General features: G+C 70.5%; 12 protein-coding genes and 2 pseudogenes. 7 read left to right on the top strand and 7 right to left on the bottom strand.

Annotation, left to right across the window (positions count from 1 at the left end):
* Window positions 1-23 precede the first annotated feature (23 nt).
* The 6 genes and pseudogenes from CLT71_RS08295 to CLT71_RS08270 all read left to right on the top strand — a co-directional run.
* Complete coding sequence (locus CLT71_RS08295) at window positions 24-899, top strand: HpcH/HpaI aldolase/citrate lyase family protein (protein ID WP_101366596.1); 876 nt, start codon at window positions 24-26, stop codon at window positions 897-899.
* Window position 900: 1 nt separating this feature from the next.
* A complete protein-coding gene (locus tag CLT71_RS08290; RefSeq protein ID WP_101366595.1) occupies window positions 901-1,332 on the top strand; it encodes a hypothetical protein in 432 nt (143 codons plus the stop codon).
* Window positions 1,332-1,664, top strand: coding sequence for an FmdB family zinc ribbon protein (locus CLT71_RS08285; RefSeq protein ID WP_101366594.1), 333 nt, complete (start codon window positions 1,332-1,334; stop codon window positions 1,662-1,664). Before CLT71_RS08290 ends, CLT71_RS08285 begins: the two co-directional genes overlap by 1 nt.
* Window positions 1,665-1,993: 329 nt before the next feature.
* A complete protein-coding gene (locus CLT71_RS36405) occupies window positions 1,994-3,727 on the top strand; it encodes a cellulose binding domain-containing protein (RefSeq protein WP_143743410.1) in 1,734 nt (577 codons plus the stop codon).
* Window positions 3,728-3,752: 25 nt separating this feature from the next.
* Window positions 3,753-3,978, top strand: a pseudogene (locus CLT71_RS08275) (YgaP-like transmembrane domain); the annotation flags it as partial.
* Window positions 3,975-4,803, top strand: a pseudogene (locus CLT71_RS08270) (sulfite exporter TauE/SafE family protein); the annotation flags it as partial. The pseudogenes CLT71_RS08275 and CLT71_RS08270, both read left to right, overlap by 4 nt.
* Before the next feature lie 267 nt (window positions 4,804-5,070).
* Here the strand turns inward: CLT71_RS08270 and CLT71_RS08265 are convergent.
* A complete protein-coding gene (locus tag CLT71_RS08265) occupies window positions 5,071-6,342 on the bottom strand; it encodes a cellulose binding domain-containing protein (protein ID WP_101366593.1) in 1,272 nt (423 codons plus the stop codon).
* A 1,115-nt stretch (window positions 6,343-7,457) separates the two neighbouring features.
* Here CLT71_RS08265 and CLT71_RS08260 point away from each other — a divergent pair.
* Window positions 7,458-8,831 carry an extracellular catalytic domain type 1 short-chain-length polyhydroxyalkanoate depolymerase gene (locus tag CLT71_RS08260; protein ID WP_486483140.1) on the top strand — a complete coding sequence of 458 codons (1,374 nt, stop codon included), beginning with the start codon at window positions 7,458-7,460 and terminating at the stop codon, window positions 8,829-8,831.
* 48 nt (window positions 8,832-8,879) lie between these two features.
* Here the strand turns inward: CLT71_RS08260 and CLT71_RS08255 are convergent, their stop codons facing one another.
* From CLT71_RS08255 to CLT71_RS08230, 6 genes are all read right to left on the bottom strand, one after another.
* A complete protein-coding gene (locus tag CLT71_RS08255) occupies window positions 8,880-9,665 on the bottom strand; it encodes a MaoC/PaaZ C-terminal domain-containing protein (RefSeq protein WP_101366592.1) in 786 nt (261 codons plus the stop codon).
* Window positions 9,665-10,954, bottom strand: a complete 1,290-nt coding sequence (locus tag CLT71_RS08250; RefSeq protein WP_199187555.1) for a thiolase family protein — start codon at window positions 10,952-10,954, stop codon at window positions 9,665-9,667. The genes CLT71_RS08255 and CLT71_RS08250 overlap by 1 nt, the downstream gene beginning before the upstream one ends.
* Window positions 10,888-11,715, bottom strand: coding sequence for an SDR family oxidoreductase (locus tag CLT71_RS08245; protein WP_101366591.1), 828 nt, complete (start codon window positions 11,713-11,715; stop codon window positions 10,888-10,890). Before CLT71_RS08245 ends, CLT71_RS08250 begins: the two co-directional genes overlap by 67 nt.
* Window positions 11,712-13,349, bottom strand: coding sequence for a long-chain-fatty-acid--CoA ligase (locus tag CLT71_RS08240; protein ID WP_101366590.1), 1,638 nt, complete (start codon window positions 13,347-13,349; stop codon window positions 11,712-11,714). The genes CLT71_RS08245 and CLT71_RS08240 overlap by 4 nt, the downstream gene beginning before the upstream one ends.
* Before the next feature lie 3 nt (window positions 13,350-13,352).
* Window positions 13,353-13,763 carry an acyl-CoA thioesterase gene (locus tag CLT71_RS08235; protein WP_101366589.1) on the bottom strand — a complete coding sequence of 137 codons (411 nt, stop codon included), beginning with the start codon at window positions 13,761-13,763 and terminating at the stop codon, window positions 13,353-13,355.
* 114 nt (window positions 13,764-13,877) lie between these two features.
* Complete coding sequence (locus CLT71_RS08230; RefSeq protein WP_199187554.1) at window positions 13,878-14,792, bottom strand: PaaX family transcriptional regulator C-terminal domain-containing protein; 915 nt, start codon at window positions 14,790-14,792, stop codon at window positions 13,878-13,880.
* Between the last annotated feature and the right edge of the window lie 151 nt (window positions 14,793-14,943).

Here is a 14,943-nt window from a genome sequence, read left to right as displayed (position 1 = left end):
AACCCCGATCGAGAGGCACCGTCATGGAGTTGGTCCGAAGTTGGATGTTCGTCCCGGCGAGCCAGGAACGCTTCCTGCGCAAGTTGCCGTCGTTGCCGGTGGACGGTGTCTTCCTCGACCTGGAGGACGGCGTGCCACAGAGTGAGAAGGAGAAGGGCAGGAAACTGCTGGCGACGTTCGTCGAGGCCGGGCTTCCTGAGCGCCCGATCAGCTACGTCCGGATCAACAGCCCGGGGTACGACGGTTGGCGCGACGACATCGCCGCCGCGATCGGTGTCGTCGGCGTCGTGGTCCCCAAGGTCGAGTCGGCCGACGACATCGGGCAGGTCGACACCGTGCTTGCCGCAGCGGAGGCGGCAGCCGGTCGGCCGGTCGGTTCCACCGCGATCATCGCCGCGATCGAGTCGGCCGAGGGGCTGGCGAACGCGGCGGCGATCGCCAAGGCGAACCCCCGGCTCGCCGGGCTGCTGTTCGGCGCCGAGGACTACGCGCTGGACCTGGGGCTCCCGGCCAACCGGACCGGCCTCGCCGGGGAGCTGATCTACGCACGTTCGGCGATCGTCAACGCCGCACGGGCAGCCGGCATCATGGTGATCGACGGTGTCTACCCGGTGCTGGACGACGAGCCGGCCCTGCGGGCACACACCCAACAGGCACGTGACCTTGGGTTCACCGGCAAATCGCTGTTCCATCCACAGCAGATCGACATGATCAACGAGGTCTTCAGCCCGAGCCCGGACGAAATCGAGTACTCCCAGGAGGTGGTCCGGGAGTTCGAGATCGCGCACGCCAACGGCGCCGGAGCGGTGGCCGTCCGGGGACAACTCGTGGACCTGCCGATCGTCGAGCGCGCCCGGCGGACCCTCGCCTTCGCCGACGCGCTGGGGCGGACCGGCTGAGATGGAACTGGACGGACTGCTGCTGTCTCTCGACATCGACGGCACCCTCGACTGCGGCGACCCGAGGGGCCCGCTGGGCCGCGCGGACGTGCTCGCCGCGGTCGAGGCGGGGGCGCTGATCGGCAGCGCCTCCGACCGTACGCGGTCCGACCAGTTCCGGCTCTGGGCAGGCTGGCGAGTGACTCCGACGTTCGTCGTACCGAAACATGGTCTCGCTGAGGTGGCCGCCCGGTTTCCCGGGCGGCCCCGGCTGCACGTCGGTGACGGCTTCGTCGACTGGCTGGAGGCGACCCGTGCCGGGTTCGACTTCCTGAACGTGGCCGACCTCGCCGCCGCGCCGTGGTCGCTGCCCGCCGCGCTGCAACCCTGGTACGAGCACCACGACCGGTCGGGCCGCCCCGGCTCGCCGCCTCCGCTGCGGAGAGGAATCTGATGCCCAGCTACGGTTTTCGATGTGAGCGGTGCGCCCAGGAGCGCGACGTGGTCGCCCCGCTTTCCGGACCACCCCCGGTGACCTGCGACTGCGGTACGCCGATGCGGCGGATCTTCACCCCGGTCGGGATCATCGGCGCCGCGTCCTCCCGGTCCCGTCCGCCAGGGCAGCCGTCCGGTCCGGACGCCGGACACGACCCGTCGGTGATCGGCGGCTGCGTGATCCGACCCGAGTTGGCGGCGGCGTGGTCGGCGAAGAACCGGGGGGACGGTGCCGCGCTCGACAGGAGCATCGGAGTCCTCGAGTCGAAGGGCATGGCCGTACCCTTCTGACCGGCCGGCCCTGGCTAAACACCACCGATCGGTGGGCTTGACCCGATCCGACGGGCAGGGTCGGCAGGCTGCTCTCACGCGGTCGCGAGCCGTCGCGGTTGGATTGCCGGCTCCGCCGGCGGTTTCATCGACTACTGTTTATGTATGTCGCGCGCTGGCCGGTTGCTCCCTTGGAGGCGAGCGTCGCCGGCGCGTAGAAGCCACGTGACACCCCGGCGATGGTCCGACGTCGAGATCGATCAGTTGACCGGGTGGGCCGGCGGCGATCGGGAGCCCAGTCTGCCCATCGACCCGCAGGGCTGTCACCGCATGAGCCAGTGGAGTAGCCCGTGAAGAAGTCCCAGATCCTGGTGGTGGCCGCGGCGACCGCGGTGGTCACCGTGGCGGGAGTGCTGACCGCCCCGCCGCTGTTGGCCGCGACGCCTGACCTCACCGTGAACAGTGCCACGTCGTATCAGGTGATCGATGGTTTCGGTGCTGCGACGCCGATCTTTGGTGGTTCCGGGAGTCCGTGGACGACGGCGGAGACGCAGACGCTTGTCGGGTTGGGTCAGGGTCAGCTCGGTCTGTCGATCGTCAGGACCGTGGTGTCGCCGGTGTCGAGTGAGTGGGGGCTTTACGCGAGCAGCCTCCAGGCGGCGAAGGCCTACGGCTCTGACGTGAAGATCCTTGCTTCGCCGTGGACGGCTCCGGCGAGTTTCAAGACGAACAACAGCAGGATCAACGGGGGAAAGCTCCGGACCGACTACTACGACGACTATGCCGAGCATTTGAACGGTTACGTGCAGTACATGAAGGGTCAGGGTGTCACGATCGATGTGACCTCGGTGCAGAACGAGCCGGACTGGCATCCTGACTACGACTCGATGGACTGGACCGGCACGGAGTTGCGGAACTGGGTTCGTGACCAGGGTGCCAAGGTGAGGGACACCAGGCTCATGGTCGGCGAGTCGCTGCGGTTCAACCGCGCGTACTCCGACCCGACGCTTCAGGACGCGACCGCACGCGACAACATCGGGTACGTCGGTGGGCACCTCTACGATGCCGAGAACAGTGGCAACCTGTCCCCGTATCCGTTGGCGAACCAGTATGGCAAGAACCAGTGGATGACCGAGTGGAACCTGCACGCCGCCGACGGCAGCGGGTCGAACATCTGGGGCAACCCCAGCAACGCGGCGGTGTGGAACGAGAGCCTCGACGACATCATGCGGACGGTGCACAGGTCGATGGAGGCGGGTTGGAGTGCGTACGTCTGGTGGTACGGGCGGCGTTTCTACTCGTTCATCGGTGACGGCGACGGGCAGTACGGCACGACGAAGGGTGCGGTGCTGCGGCGTGGTCAGGCGTTCTCCCAGTACGCGAAGTACGTCCGGCCTGGTGATCGGCGGATCGCGGTGACGAAGAGTTCGAGGACCTCCGGTCTGGAGGTCACCGCCTACCAGGGCAGGGGGAAGACCACGCTTGTCATCCTCAACCGCTCGAACAGTGCGGTCGACAACGCCGTCGTCCAGACACCGCGGAGCATCTCGACCGCCGAGTACACCGTCACCTCACAGAGCCTCGGCGCCGCGACCCAGCCGGTGAACCTCAGCGATGGCCAGGCGATGGTCAACATCCCGGCGCGGAGCATCTCCACCATCACCGTCACCGAGGGGTCCACCCCGACCACCCCACCCACGGGCACACCGACCACCATCCCGCCGACCACCGCCCCGCCGACCACTCCACCCACCACGCCGCCTACCAGCGGCGGAGCCTGCCGGGTGACAAATTCGGTCAGCTCCTGGAACAACGGCCTGGTCGACAACATCACCATCACCAACACCGGCACGAGCACCGTCAACGGCTGGTCACTGAGATTCACCCTCGGCTCCGGACAGACCATCACCTCCGGATGGAACGCCAGCTACACGCCGAGCAGTGGCCAGGTGACCGCGACGAATGTGAGCCACAACGCAACGATTCCACCAGGCGGCTCCACGAGTATCGGCTTCCAGGCCAGCCACACCGGCAACGACGCCCCGCCGGGCGGCTTCAGTCTCAACGGCGCCGCCTGTAGCTGAGTACCCACCGTTCGCGGCCGGGCCCCGGCTGGCTCCGGGCCCGGCCGTGCTGGTCAGCATCCTGGCCTCGGTCTTCGTCCCCGGCCTGAGGTGGGGTCGCCGGCTTCATCGGTGCCGGTCTCACCTTCGCCGCCCTGACCAACACCTGTGCCATGGGCATGCTGCTCGGCAAGCTGCCCTACAACTGCGGTGCCCGCTGCGACCTGACGAGCATCGTCGGCCAGCTACGCGACACCGGTCGCCGGACATGAGTGGGAGTCTGCTGCTGATCGTCGGGCTGGCCGTGCTGATCGGGATCAGCCTCGGCCTCCTCGGGGGTGGCGGCTCCATTCTCGCCGTACCGCTGCTGGTCTACGTCGCCGATATGCCCGCGAAGGAAGCCATCGCCACGTCACTGCTCGTCGTCGGCCCGACCAGCGCGGTCGGGGCCCTCCGACACGCCCGGGCAGGTCGGGTCCGTTGGCGTACCGGTCTGATCTTCGGCCTGGCCGGCATGGCGGGCGCCTACGCCGGTGGTCGGCTGGCCGAGTTCATCCCGGTCGTGTACCTGCTCACCGGTTTCGCGATCATGATGCTGGCCACCGCGATCTCGATGATCCGCGGCCGGCGCGCTGCCGAGGGCAGGTCCGCGCCGCACGAACTGCCGGTGTTCCGGGTGATCCTCGACGGCGTCGTGGTCGGCTTGGTCACCGGCCTGGTCGGGGCCGGCGGCGGCTTCCTGGTGGTGCCTGCGCTGGCCCCTGCTCGGCGGCCTGCCGATGCCGGTCGCGGTCGGCACCTCGCTGGTGGTCATCGCGATGAAGTCCTTCGCCGGCCTGGCCGGGTATCTGTCGAGCGTCAGCATCGACTGGGGGCTCGCGGCTCTCGTCGCCGCTGCTGCCATCGCGGGCAGCCTGCTCGGCGGGAGGCTTGCCGGGAAGATCCCGGCCGATGTGCTGCGCAGGTCGTTCGGCTGGTTCATGGTGCCGATGGGTGTCTTCGTGCTCGCCCAGCAGTTTCCCGCGGAGCTGCGAGGTAACCCGCTGCTCTGGCTGGGCCTGGCCGTCGCCGCTGCGGCCGTTGTCGCGATTGCCGTACCGCTCGATCGGCGAACGCCGGGGAAGCACGACGAGTCGGCGAGCCTGCGCGAGGATTCAGCGAGCCTGCATGGTGAGCCAGCGGGGCTGCACGGCGACTCGACAAGGCCGCATGGTGAGTCGGCCGATGGGGAGCCGAGCGGGTCGCTGAGGGTGCGCGGCGGGTCGGCCGGTCGGGAGTCGCGCGGGTCCGCGTCCCTCCGCTGACCTTAGTGCCGGAACTGGGGTGGAGCTGGGTCAAGGCTCCACCCCAGTGCTCCCGCGTGGTCAGCCGAGCGCGCAGGCCGTGCCGTTGAGGGTGAAAGCGGTCGGCCCGGCGGTGTTGCCGGTGTGGGTGGCTTGGAAGCCGAAGTTGACCGATGCGTCACGTGCGATGGTGGCGTTGTAGGAGACGTTCCTGGCCGTCACCTGGCCGGAGGAAGGCGAGTAGCTGGCGTTCCAGCTCGAGGTGATGTTCTGGCCGCTCGGGAGGGTGAAGACCAGGGACCAGCCGTTGATCGCGGTCGTACCCGTGTTGGTGATGGTGATGCTCGCGGTCAGGCCGGTGTTCCACGCGTTGATGGTGCTGGCGACCCGGCAGGCGCCGGTGGACGGCGTCGGCGTGGTTGGCCCCGGCGTCGGAGTCGTCGGCCCAGGTGTCGGATTGGTCGGCCCCGGCGTCGGCGTCGTCGGTCCCGGCGTCGGTGTGCTCTGGAACTGCGTGAAGAACTCCCATGTTTCCTGGGGGAGCCATTGGGTGTTGGAGCCGGCGTCCTGCGGTGTGGGGGTGTGCCCGCCGTCGAACGCGTACCAGGCGACCGGATGCCCGGCGGAGCATCCCGAGTAGTGGAACTCGGTGTGCCTGCCGCTACCCTGTGCCGGCTCGGGCGGGTTCGCCGCGGTGCAGCCGTTGTTCCTGACGAACCTGTCGCGCATCGATCGTCCGCCGGAGATGCTGAGCACGTTGTCACTGAGCCCGTGTGCCTGTAGGTAGGCGATTGGCTGGTTCCCGCCGTTGCACCCGCTGATCACGCCTCCGGAGTAGATCGCGACCGCGCGGAAGACGTCTGCCCGGGCGCACGCCAACGCGTAACTCATCCCGCCGCCGTAGCTGAACCCCAGGGAGAACAACTGCGACGTGTCGACACAGAGGGCGTTTCCGATCGTCTGGATCATGTTGTCGGTGAAGGTCACGTCCTCACCGCCGGAGTTGGCCCAGCCGGCGTTGAGGCCCTCCGGGGCGACGAAGATCGTGCTGTTGTTCGACAGCGGCAGCAGTCCGTAGTAGTTCCCGCTCACGACGGAGTTGGCGTTGCCGTTCAACCAGTGGAATCCGAACACCAGCCGGTAGGGGCGGCTGTTGTTGTAGTTGTCAGGAACCCTCAGGACGAAGCTGCGGGTCTTCCCGCCGCTCTGTATCGAATGTCTGCCGCTTGTCAGGGTTGGTGCCCGGCCGCAACCGGCGGTGGACGCGAGGACGCCGACGCCGGTGTCCGACGCGGCGACCTCCGTCGCACCTGGCACGGCCGCGCCCGACGGCAGCGCGGTCGCTACCAGCATCGCGACGCCTGCGGCGGCTACGGCCCCGGACAGCGACAGGAGCGTCGCGCGACCTCGGCGAGCTGCTCTGTCAAACACACTTCCTCCTTCAGTCGCATTCTGATCGCGGTGTGCGCGCATGTGGGCTGACCGGGCCTGAGCGGCGGACGCCGGCCGGGTCCGATCGCCGCTACCGCACGGTTACGAGGCCCCGACTGATCGCTTCGGTGGCCGCGGTCCGCCGGTGTGTGACCTCTGACAGCCGCTTCCGCGCGACGGGGTCGGCGTGCACCGACCCCGTCGCCCCACCTCGCCCCCGTGTCCACTTACAGTGGCCATCGTCAATATACGATCGGGTATGACGGTCGTCAATGTATATGTTGAGCTTCGACTCGGAGCGGTCGAGGTCGTGACCCGCCCGCTACCTCACCCGGCCAAGCGAACTCGCGAACCCCCCGAACGCCCCACACGCGGCGGCGAACGCGCGGGTGCGCGGTGGGTTCGCGAGCGCAGCGAGATCGGGGGTACGGCGAACTCACCCGGTACGCCAGAGTGGCCCGCCGTTCCGACTTGCGGATCAGTCGCGTCCTCCGGGCGGCGGTGCGGACGGAGATCCCACCGGCCTGCCGCTCCGGCCACCTTCTCGGCGACCTGCCCGCCACTGCTGCGTTCGACCTGCGGACGGCTGGCTCTCCGCCCGTCCGGCACCACGCCGGTGGCCCGGCTGTCACCCTGCCTCGGTACGCCGACGGTCGCGCCTCGCCCGCGGTGCTGCCGCAGCCGGATCTCGCCAGTAGTGCTGCCGCAGCCGATGCCCCGCGCCGGTGGTGGTCGATGAGTCGACCTGTACGCCTCGGTTGCCCGAGTCCGACCGGGCAGCACCGGTCGTGGGCGAACTGACCGCCGGTCCGCCCCGCCACGAATGTGCTGGGACCGGAGAACCCCTGCATCCACCTCGTCGGCGACCGCCCCGTGATCGACACGCCTGCACTCGCCGGGGACGCTGGGGCCTGCCGGCCCCGTTCGAGTGGCCGGCGGGGGCCGCTGCGGGTGCCGCCACCTTCGACCTGTCGACCCGCGCGCCAGTCCTGAGACATTTTATTGACGACCGTCACCTAAGTTGCTAGCTTACGGCAATGATGTCTATCAATGAAAGGGTTCGACGTCGACTACGGGTGGCGCTCGTCGGGTTGGCTTCCGGGGCGCTCGCGGCGACCGCCGGGATCGTGCTCGCCACACCGGCCACTGCGGCCTCACTTGTCGAGGTGGCCAACTTCGGTGACAACCCGGGCGGCATGCGGATGCACGTCTACGTTCCGGACTCCCGGCCCGCCAACCCGGCGATAGTGGTGGCGATGCACGGCTGCGGCGGTTCGGGTCCGGGCTTCTACTCCGGCAGCGAGTTCGCCTCGCAGGCCGATCGGTACGGGTTCATCGTGATCTATCCGACCGCGACCCAGCAGGCGGGCTTCGGCAACTGCTTCGACGTCTGGTCTGCGGCGTCCAAGCGCCGGGGCGGCGGCAGTGACCCGGTGTCGATCATGTCGATGGTGACGTACGTCCAACGGCAGTATTCCGGTGACCCGAACCGGGTCTTCGCGACAGGCAGTTCGTCCGGCGGCATGATGACCAACGCCATGCTCGCGCTCTATCCGGACGTCTTCAAGGCTGGCGCGGCGTTCATGGGCGTGCCCTTCAACTGCTTCGCCAACGCCGCCGACTTCCCGCCGCAGAACAGCCAGTGCGTCAACGGGCGGATGGACCGTACGCCCCAGCAGTGGGGTGACGCCGTCCGCCAGGCGTACCCGGGCTACACCGGCGCCCGCCCCCGAGTCCAGTTGTGGCACGGCACCAACGACACGCTCGTGCCGTTCCAACTGCTCCAGGAGGCGGTCGACCAGTGGACAAACGTCCTCGGGCTGAGCCTCACGCCGACCTCCACGGACACGCCGCAGCCGAACTGGAACCGGCGGCGCTGGACCAGCGGCGGCGCCACGGTTCTCGAGGCGATAAGTGTCAACGGTGCCGGCCACAGCCTGCCGATGAGCGGGATGGCCCAGGCGGCGGTGCAGTTCTTCGGCCTCACCGGTGGTACGCCGACCGTGCCGCCGACGACCACGTCCTCGCCGACCGTGCCACCGACGACCACGCCGTCACCGACCGTGCCACCGACGACCACCCCACCGCCGTCGACGGGTGCCTGTCGGGTCGGTTACACGGCGAACAGCTGGACCGGCGGCTTCACCGCCAACGTGACGGTCACCAACACCTCGAACACCGCCGTCAACGGCTGGACCGTGCAGTGGAGCTGGCCGGGCAACCAGCAGGTGACGAACGCCTGGAACGCCACGGTCAGCCAGTCCGGCGCGCAGGTGTCGGCGCGCAACGTCTCGTACAACTCCACGATCGGGGCCTCGGCGAGCGTCACGTTCGGCTTCCAGGGCACCTACAGCGGGACGAACCAGGCGCCGACCCAGTTCACCCTCAACGGCACGGCGTGCAGTCAGTGACGGCGCGCGGAGCGCGGACGGCGACCCCCACCGTCAGATGACCGAGGATCAGGGGAGTTCGACCAGGCCGGCGCCGAGTACCACGGTGCCGGCCTGGTCAACGCTCTCGAACCGGTAACCCGCCGGATCTGCCCAGACCCGGGTGCTGAGGCTGTCGCCGGGCGCGATCGGCCGGGTGAAGCGGCAGCTCAGCCGCGCCGGCTCGGCGCCGTCGGCCAGCACGGTGTGGCTGGCGATGGCGAGACTGGCCAGGCCGTGCACGATCACGCCGGGCAGCCCGGCGGCGCGGGCGAACTCCTCGTCGAGGTGGATCGGGTTGTGGTCGCCGGAGGCGTCGGCGTAGCGACGTGGCAGGTCGAGCGGCAGGGGTACGGTCCCGGTACGCAGCGGCGGACCGCCGGGCGGCTCGGTCGGCAGGGTGGGGGAGGGGGTCCCCAGGCTCAGGTCGGTCGGCACGCCCCGGTAGAACTCGGTGACGTACTGCTCGTTCAGCAGCGCGCCCTCGTCGTCGTACGTCCGCACCCCGATCGTGGCGACGGTGCCGCTGCGCTTGCCGTGCAGCCCGAGCACGGCGGCGCGGACGGTGACCGTCTCGCCGACCGGAAGCCGGCGGTGGAGGAAGATGTCCTGCTGGCCGTGCACGACCCTGGCGCGCAGCTCGGCCGGGGCGGCGGTGCCGGCGACCGCGAGGACCAGCGCCATGGCCGGGACGACGGCGTAGACCGGTGAGGGTCCGCCGACGGCCTCGGCGTAGGCAGCCAGGCCGGCCGGGGCGACGTCGAACCGGCGGGGCTCGCTCCAGCGGCCGACGACGGACCCGTCGAACGACTCCATCAGTCGGTCACCTCCAGCACCACGGCGCCGGCGGTGTCGCCCGCCGCGCACCCGGTGAACAGGCCGCGTCCGCCACCCCGGGCGTGCAGCGCGGCGACGAGTTCGGCGATCGCCCGCAGGCCGGTCGGTCCCTGCGGGTGCCCGTAGACCAGGCTGCAGCCGTACGGGTTCATCCGGTCCAGCGCGAAGCCGGTCTGCCGGGCGAAGTAGATGTCGTTGACGGCGAACGGGTTGTGCGTGGTCACCACGTCGATGTCGGTGATGTCGAGGCCGGCGTCGGCGAGCGCGGCCCGGGCGGCCGGCACCGGCGCCTTCGGCATCCGGGCCCGGTCGGTGCGGGCGAAGCCGACCGCGAGCAGTCGGGCGACCCCGGTGCCGCCGCTGAGTTCGCGAGCCCGGTCGACAGTGCTGAGCACCGCCGCTGCGGTGCCGTCGCCGGGATGGGTCTGCGACCCGTACGTCACGAGGCCGCCGGGCTGGACCGGAGAGAGCGCGGCGAGCCCGTCGGCCGTGGTGTCGTGTACGCCGTGGTCGTCGTCGACCACCACGTTGCCGCGCCGGCCGGGTACGTGCACCTCCACCAGGCGACCGGCGCGGTGCGCGGCGGATGCGCGGTACTGCTCGTGGCGCAGCAGCGTGACGGCGTCGATCTCGGCGCGGGAGTACCCCTCCTCGGCGGCCACCCGCTCGGCGGTGTCGAGCATGGACTGGCCGGTGTTCGGGTCGTGCCGCATCGGGTCCAGCACCCAGTGCTCGGTCCGGGGGGCCGCACCCGGACTGCGCTGTGCCGACCAGACCAGCAGCGGACCGTTGCTGGTGCGGTCGGTGGCGAGTGCGAGCACTGTGCGGTGGGCGCCGAGTTCCACCTGGACGGCGGCGGCCTGCACCACCGCCACCGAGGTGGCGCAGGCCTGCGCGATTGCCGGGCCGGTGACGGTGTCGAGCCCGAGCCGGGGGTGATGGTGGTGGCGCCGTAGAAGGACGTCGGCTGCGGCACGGTGCTGCCGAGGGCGACCTGACCGATCTCGGCGGCCGGTATTCCGCCCCTGGCCAGCGCCCGCGCGGTGACGTCGACGGCGAGGTCCACGCTGGACATCTCCGCGAGTGGGCCCTGCCAGCGGCAGAACGGCGAGGACCAGACCAGGTTGACCGGTATCGCCACGTCGGAGAGGCGCATCACGCGTTCCTGGCGAGGTCGGCGGGCTGCCCGGTGGATCGCATCTCAGCTCATCCCCTCGGCCTGCCCACCGGCGACGGTGAGCACCTGGCCGTGCACGAAGTTCGACCACGGCGAGCAGAGCAGGAAGATGCCGCCGGCCGCCTCCGCCGGGGTGGCGGGCCGGCCCAGCGGGATGCGCGCGGCGGCCTGTTCCCGGACGGTACCGGGGATGCCCAGCCGGATCTGGTGGTCGCCGTGGGCGAAGGTGCCAGCCTCGGCGGCGTCGGCGGTCAGCCGGGTCTGCACGAATCCGAACGCCACCGCGTTGACGTTGATCCTCAACGGCCCCCACTCCTTGGCGAGCGTCCTGGTGAGGCCGGTCAGGGCAGCCTTGGCGGCGGCGTAGTTGGCCTGGCCGACGTTGCCCATCGTGCCGGCGATCGAGGTCACGTTGACCACCTTGCGGAAGATCTCGCGGCCCTGCGCGGCGTCGCGCTTGGCGGCCTCCCGCAGCACCGGCGCGGCGGCGCGCAGCAGCCGGAACGGCGCCGTGAGGTGGATGTCGAGCATCGCGGCCAGCTGCTCGTCGGTCATCTTGTGGAAGATGCCGTCCCAGGTGTAGCCGGCGTTGTTGACCACGATGTCGAGCCGGCCGTACTCGTCGACGGCGCGGGCGACGACCTCGGCCGGTGCCGCCGGCACGGTCAGGTCGGCCGCGACCGCGACCCCACGACCGCCGAGCGACTCGACGGTACGGTCGAGGGCCTCGCGGTCCAGGTCGGCGCAGACCACCCGGGCACCGTGCTCGGCGAGCAGTTCGGCGGTGGCCCTGCCGATCCCGCGCGCCGCTCCGGTGACCACCGCGACCCGGTCCGCCAACAATCCACTCACGGATGTCCCTCCGTCGCCGAGGCGAGCTCGGCCGCCAACACGTCCTGCCAGGTCCGGCGGGCCGTCAACTTGTCGAACTTGCCGGTTGCCGTCGTCGGCAGCTCGTCGACGAACCGGACGACGTCGGGCAGCCACCAGCCCGCCACCCGGGGTCGCAGGTGCGCGAGGAGCGCGTCGGCCGAGACCTCGGCGCACGCGACGACGAGCGCGGCGGGCCGTTCGCCCCAGATCGGATGCGGTACGGCGATGACCATGGCCTGGGCCACCGCCGGGTGGTCCATGAGGTGGTTCTCCAGTTCGATCGAGCTGATCCATTCGCCGCCCGACTTGATCAGATCCTTCGCCCGGTCGAGCAGGTGGAGGTAGCCGTTGTCGTCGACGGTGCCGATGTCGCCGGTACGCAGCCAGCCGTCCCGGAACCGGGTGGTGTTGGCGTCGTCCTCCGGCTGGTGGTACGACTCGGTGACCCACGGCCCGCGTACCTCGATCTCGCCGGAGGAGCGCCCGTCGTGCGGCAGCACCACCCCGTCCGGGTCGACCACCCGCAGCTCCACCCCGGCTGTCGGTACGCCCTGGGTGGCGTGCAGTGCCTGCCGGTCCTGTTCCGACCGGTCCTCCAGATGCCGGCGGACCATCGTCAGGTTGCCCGACGGCGACATCTCGGTCATTCCCCAGCCCTGCCGCAGGGCGACTCCGCGCCGTTCGTAGCGCTGGATCAGCTCCAGCGGGACCGCCGAGCCGCCACAGAGGATCCGGTCCAGGCTGGCCAGATCCTCCGGGCTCGGTGCGAGCTGGTCGACGGCGAGCCAGAAGGTCGGCACCCCGGCCGCCACCGTCACCCGCTCGTCCCGGACGAGGCGTACGACGGTGGCCGGGCTGGTGTCCGCACCGGCGAGGACCAGACCTGCCCCGGCCAGCGCCGCCGAGTACGGCATGCCCCAGGAGAGGGCGTGGAAGAGCGGGGTGAGCGGGAGCACGATGTCGCGTTCCCGGATGGCGAACGAGTCGACGAACAGGCCGCTCATCGCGTGCAGGGTCAGCGACCGGTGCGAGTAGACGACGCCCTTCGGACGGCCGGTGGTGCCACCGGTGTAGCAGAGGCAGGCGGCGCTCCACTCGTCCACCTCCGCCGGCTCGTCCTCCGGCGCGCTCGCCAGCAGCTGCTCGTAGTCGGTCGCGTCGGCGAAGTCCGGGTGGGTGGTGCCGCCGTCCGGCACCACGACGTAGTGCCGTACGCCGGGAAGTCGGCTCCGGATCGGCGCGAACTGCCCGGTCAGGGACGCCGTAACGAAGATCACCCGGTCCTCGGCGTGCGTGGCGATCGCCGCCACCTGGTCCGGGTGCAGCCGGATGTTCAGCGGTTGCAGCACCGCGCCGGCAAGTGGCACGCCGTAACACAACTCCAGGTGCGCAAGGCCGTTGCAGGAGTACGTGCCGACCCGGTCGCCGGGTTTGACGCCGAGCGTGGCCAGCGCGTTGGCCAGCCGACGTGCCCGGCCGGCCAGTTCGGGCCAACCGTACGCAGCCCGGCCGGCCTCGGTGTGTCCGACCAGCCGGGCGTGCGGGCCCAGCGCGGCGGCCCGGCGCAGCATCATCCCGACCGACAGCGGCATCGAGCCCATGGTGCTCCGCACGTGTCAGCCCTCCGTCGCCCCGGCTCCGGTCAGCAGTGCGCGGAGCCGATCAGGCCACGGGCTGCTCAGACCCGTGTCGGCGTCGATCCACACCACGGTCAGTGTTCCCCGGGCCAGCGTCGTGCCGTCCCGGGCCACCGTGAAGGCGTAGCGCAGCGAGGCGCGCCCGACGTGCTCCACCGCAAGGGTGGTCTCGGCGATCTCGCCGAAGTGCAGGGGGGCCAGGTAGTCCACCGTGAGGTTCACCCGGGGCATCCAGCGGGCGTCCTCCGCCGTGACGCCGAGCTGGTCCTGCAACTCCTTCTCGGCGCTCTCCACGAAGCGCAGGACAACCCCGTAGTGCCACCGGTCCGCCGGGTCGGTGTCCGACCACTCGAGGCGGCGGCGCACGACGATCGACGCTGGCTCGGCCATCCCGGTCTCCCCGCCTGGTCCGGTAGCTGGTGTCGTCCGGTGCGGACACGCGGCCCGGGGTCCCCGAGCCTGGACCGAGTCTGACCATCTATGTGTCTATCGTCAAGACTAGTGTCACATATCGCCTGCCCGACTGGTGTGGGTGCGCACCAGTGCGGCGAGGGCGGGGTCGTGTCCGGCGACCACCTGGACCACGCGTTGTTCGGCGAGTCCGGTCAGCCCGTCGTACAGCTCGACGAAGAGCGCCCGGGCCGCCGCCCGGGGCCAGCGCGCCGGCAGCAGTTCGGTCGGCAGTTCCGGGTCGAGGCTCGGCATGGTGCGCCAGTCGTCCATCAGGGCGGTCCGCGCGACGAGGGCCTCGGCGGTGCCGATCCGGCCGCTGCGCCACCGGCGCCGGACCGGCTCGTACGCGGCGAGGATCCGCTCGTACTCGGCACGCAGGGCGGCCAGGTCCCAGGCGTTGATCGGGTGGCCGCCGGTCGGCCCGCCCTCGGCCAGCTCGGCGGTGAAGACGGTGGCCCGGTCAATGTCGAGTTCGGCCAGGATCGTCGTCACCTCGGTGACCCGTTCGTGCGGCGAGACCCAGAGACCGTCGTAGAGCGGTGCGAAGCCGTGCCAGCCCAGCCGGGTGCGCAGGGCGTGCCGGCGGGACCTGTCGTCCTCGGGTACCGAGAAGGCGGCCACGGTCCACCGGCCGGTCCACGGTGTCCGCTCGGTGCCGAACGACAGGATGTGCCCCCGGCCCTCGGCGAGTACCCCGGCGGCCCGCTCGCTGAGCGCGTACGAGGTGCGCCGGCCGGACTTCGACTGCTCCAGCAGCCCACGTCGGGCCAGTCGGCTCAGTGCGGCGCGTGCGCTGACCTCGGTGATACCGAACTCGCCGAGCAGTGCGACCAGGGCCGCCGAGGGCAGCGGGGCACGCTGGCCGTACCAGTAGTCGCCGAGCAACGTCAGCAGCAGGTGTTGCGGGCTGCCGCCGGCCTGCACACGGGGCAGGTCGGCTTGGGGCGACGCGGACTGCATCGACATGCGGCAGACTTTACCGATTCAGTGTCGGCGTGCGGCCGGTCGGCCTGCGTCGAGCCGGTGTCGAGAGCCTGGCCGGCCCGGCTCCCGTGCTGCCCGCTGCGGCCCTGGGACCGCCGGGTCGAGCCGGCCGACGCAGGCCGGAGCCGCCGTC

The sequence above is a fragment of the Plantactinospora sp. CNZ320 genome (assembly GCF_002846275.1).
This window is presented reverse-complemented; position numbering and strand designations above follow the sequence as displayed.

Coding starts and splice junctions, on each gene's coding strand:
- CLT71_RS08295 (WP_101366596.1), top strand. CDS start 24: ATGGAGTTGGTCCGAAGTTGGATGTTCGTCCCGGCGAGCCAGGAACGC.
- CLT71_RS08290 (WP_101366595.1), top strand. CDS start 901: ATGGAACTGGACGGACTGCTGCTGTCTCTCGACATCGACGGCACCCTC.
- CLT71_RS08285 (WP_101366594.1), top strand. CDS start 1,332: ATGCCCAGCTACGGTTTTCGATGTGAGCGGTGCGCCCAGGAGCGCGAC.
- CLT71_RS08265 (WP_101366593.1), bottom strand. CDS start 6,342: ATGCTGGTAGCGACCGCGCTGCCGTCGGGCGCGGCCGTGCCAGGTGCG.
- CLT71_RS08260 (WP_486483140.1), top strand. CDS start 7,458: ATGATGTCTATCAATGAAAGGGTTCGACGTCGACTACGGGTGGCGCTC.
- CLT71_RS08255 (WP_101366592.1), bottom strand. CDS start 9,665: ATGGAGTCGTTCGACGGGTCCGTCGTCGGCCGCTGGAGCGAGCCCCGC.
- CLT71_RS08235 (WP_101366589.1), bottom strand. CDS start 13,763: ATGGCCGAGCCAGCGTCGATCGTCGTGCGCCGCCGCCTCGAGTGGTCG.
- CLT71_RS08230 (WP_199187554.1), bottom strand. CDS start 14,792: ATGTCGATGCAGTCCGCGTCGCCCCAAGCCGACCTGCCCCGTGTGCAG.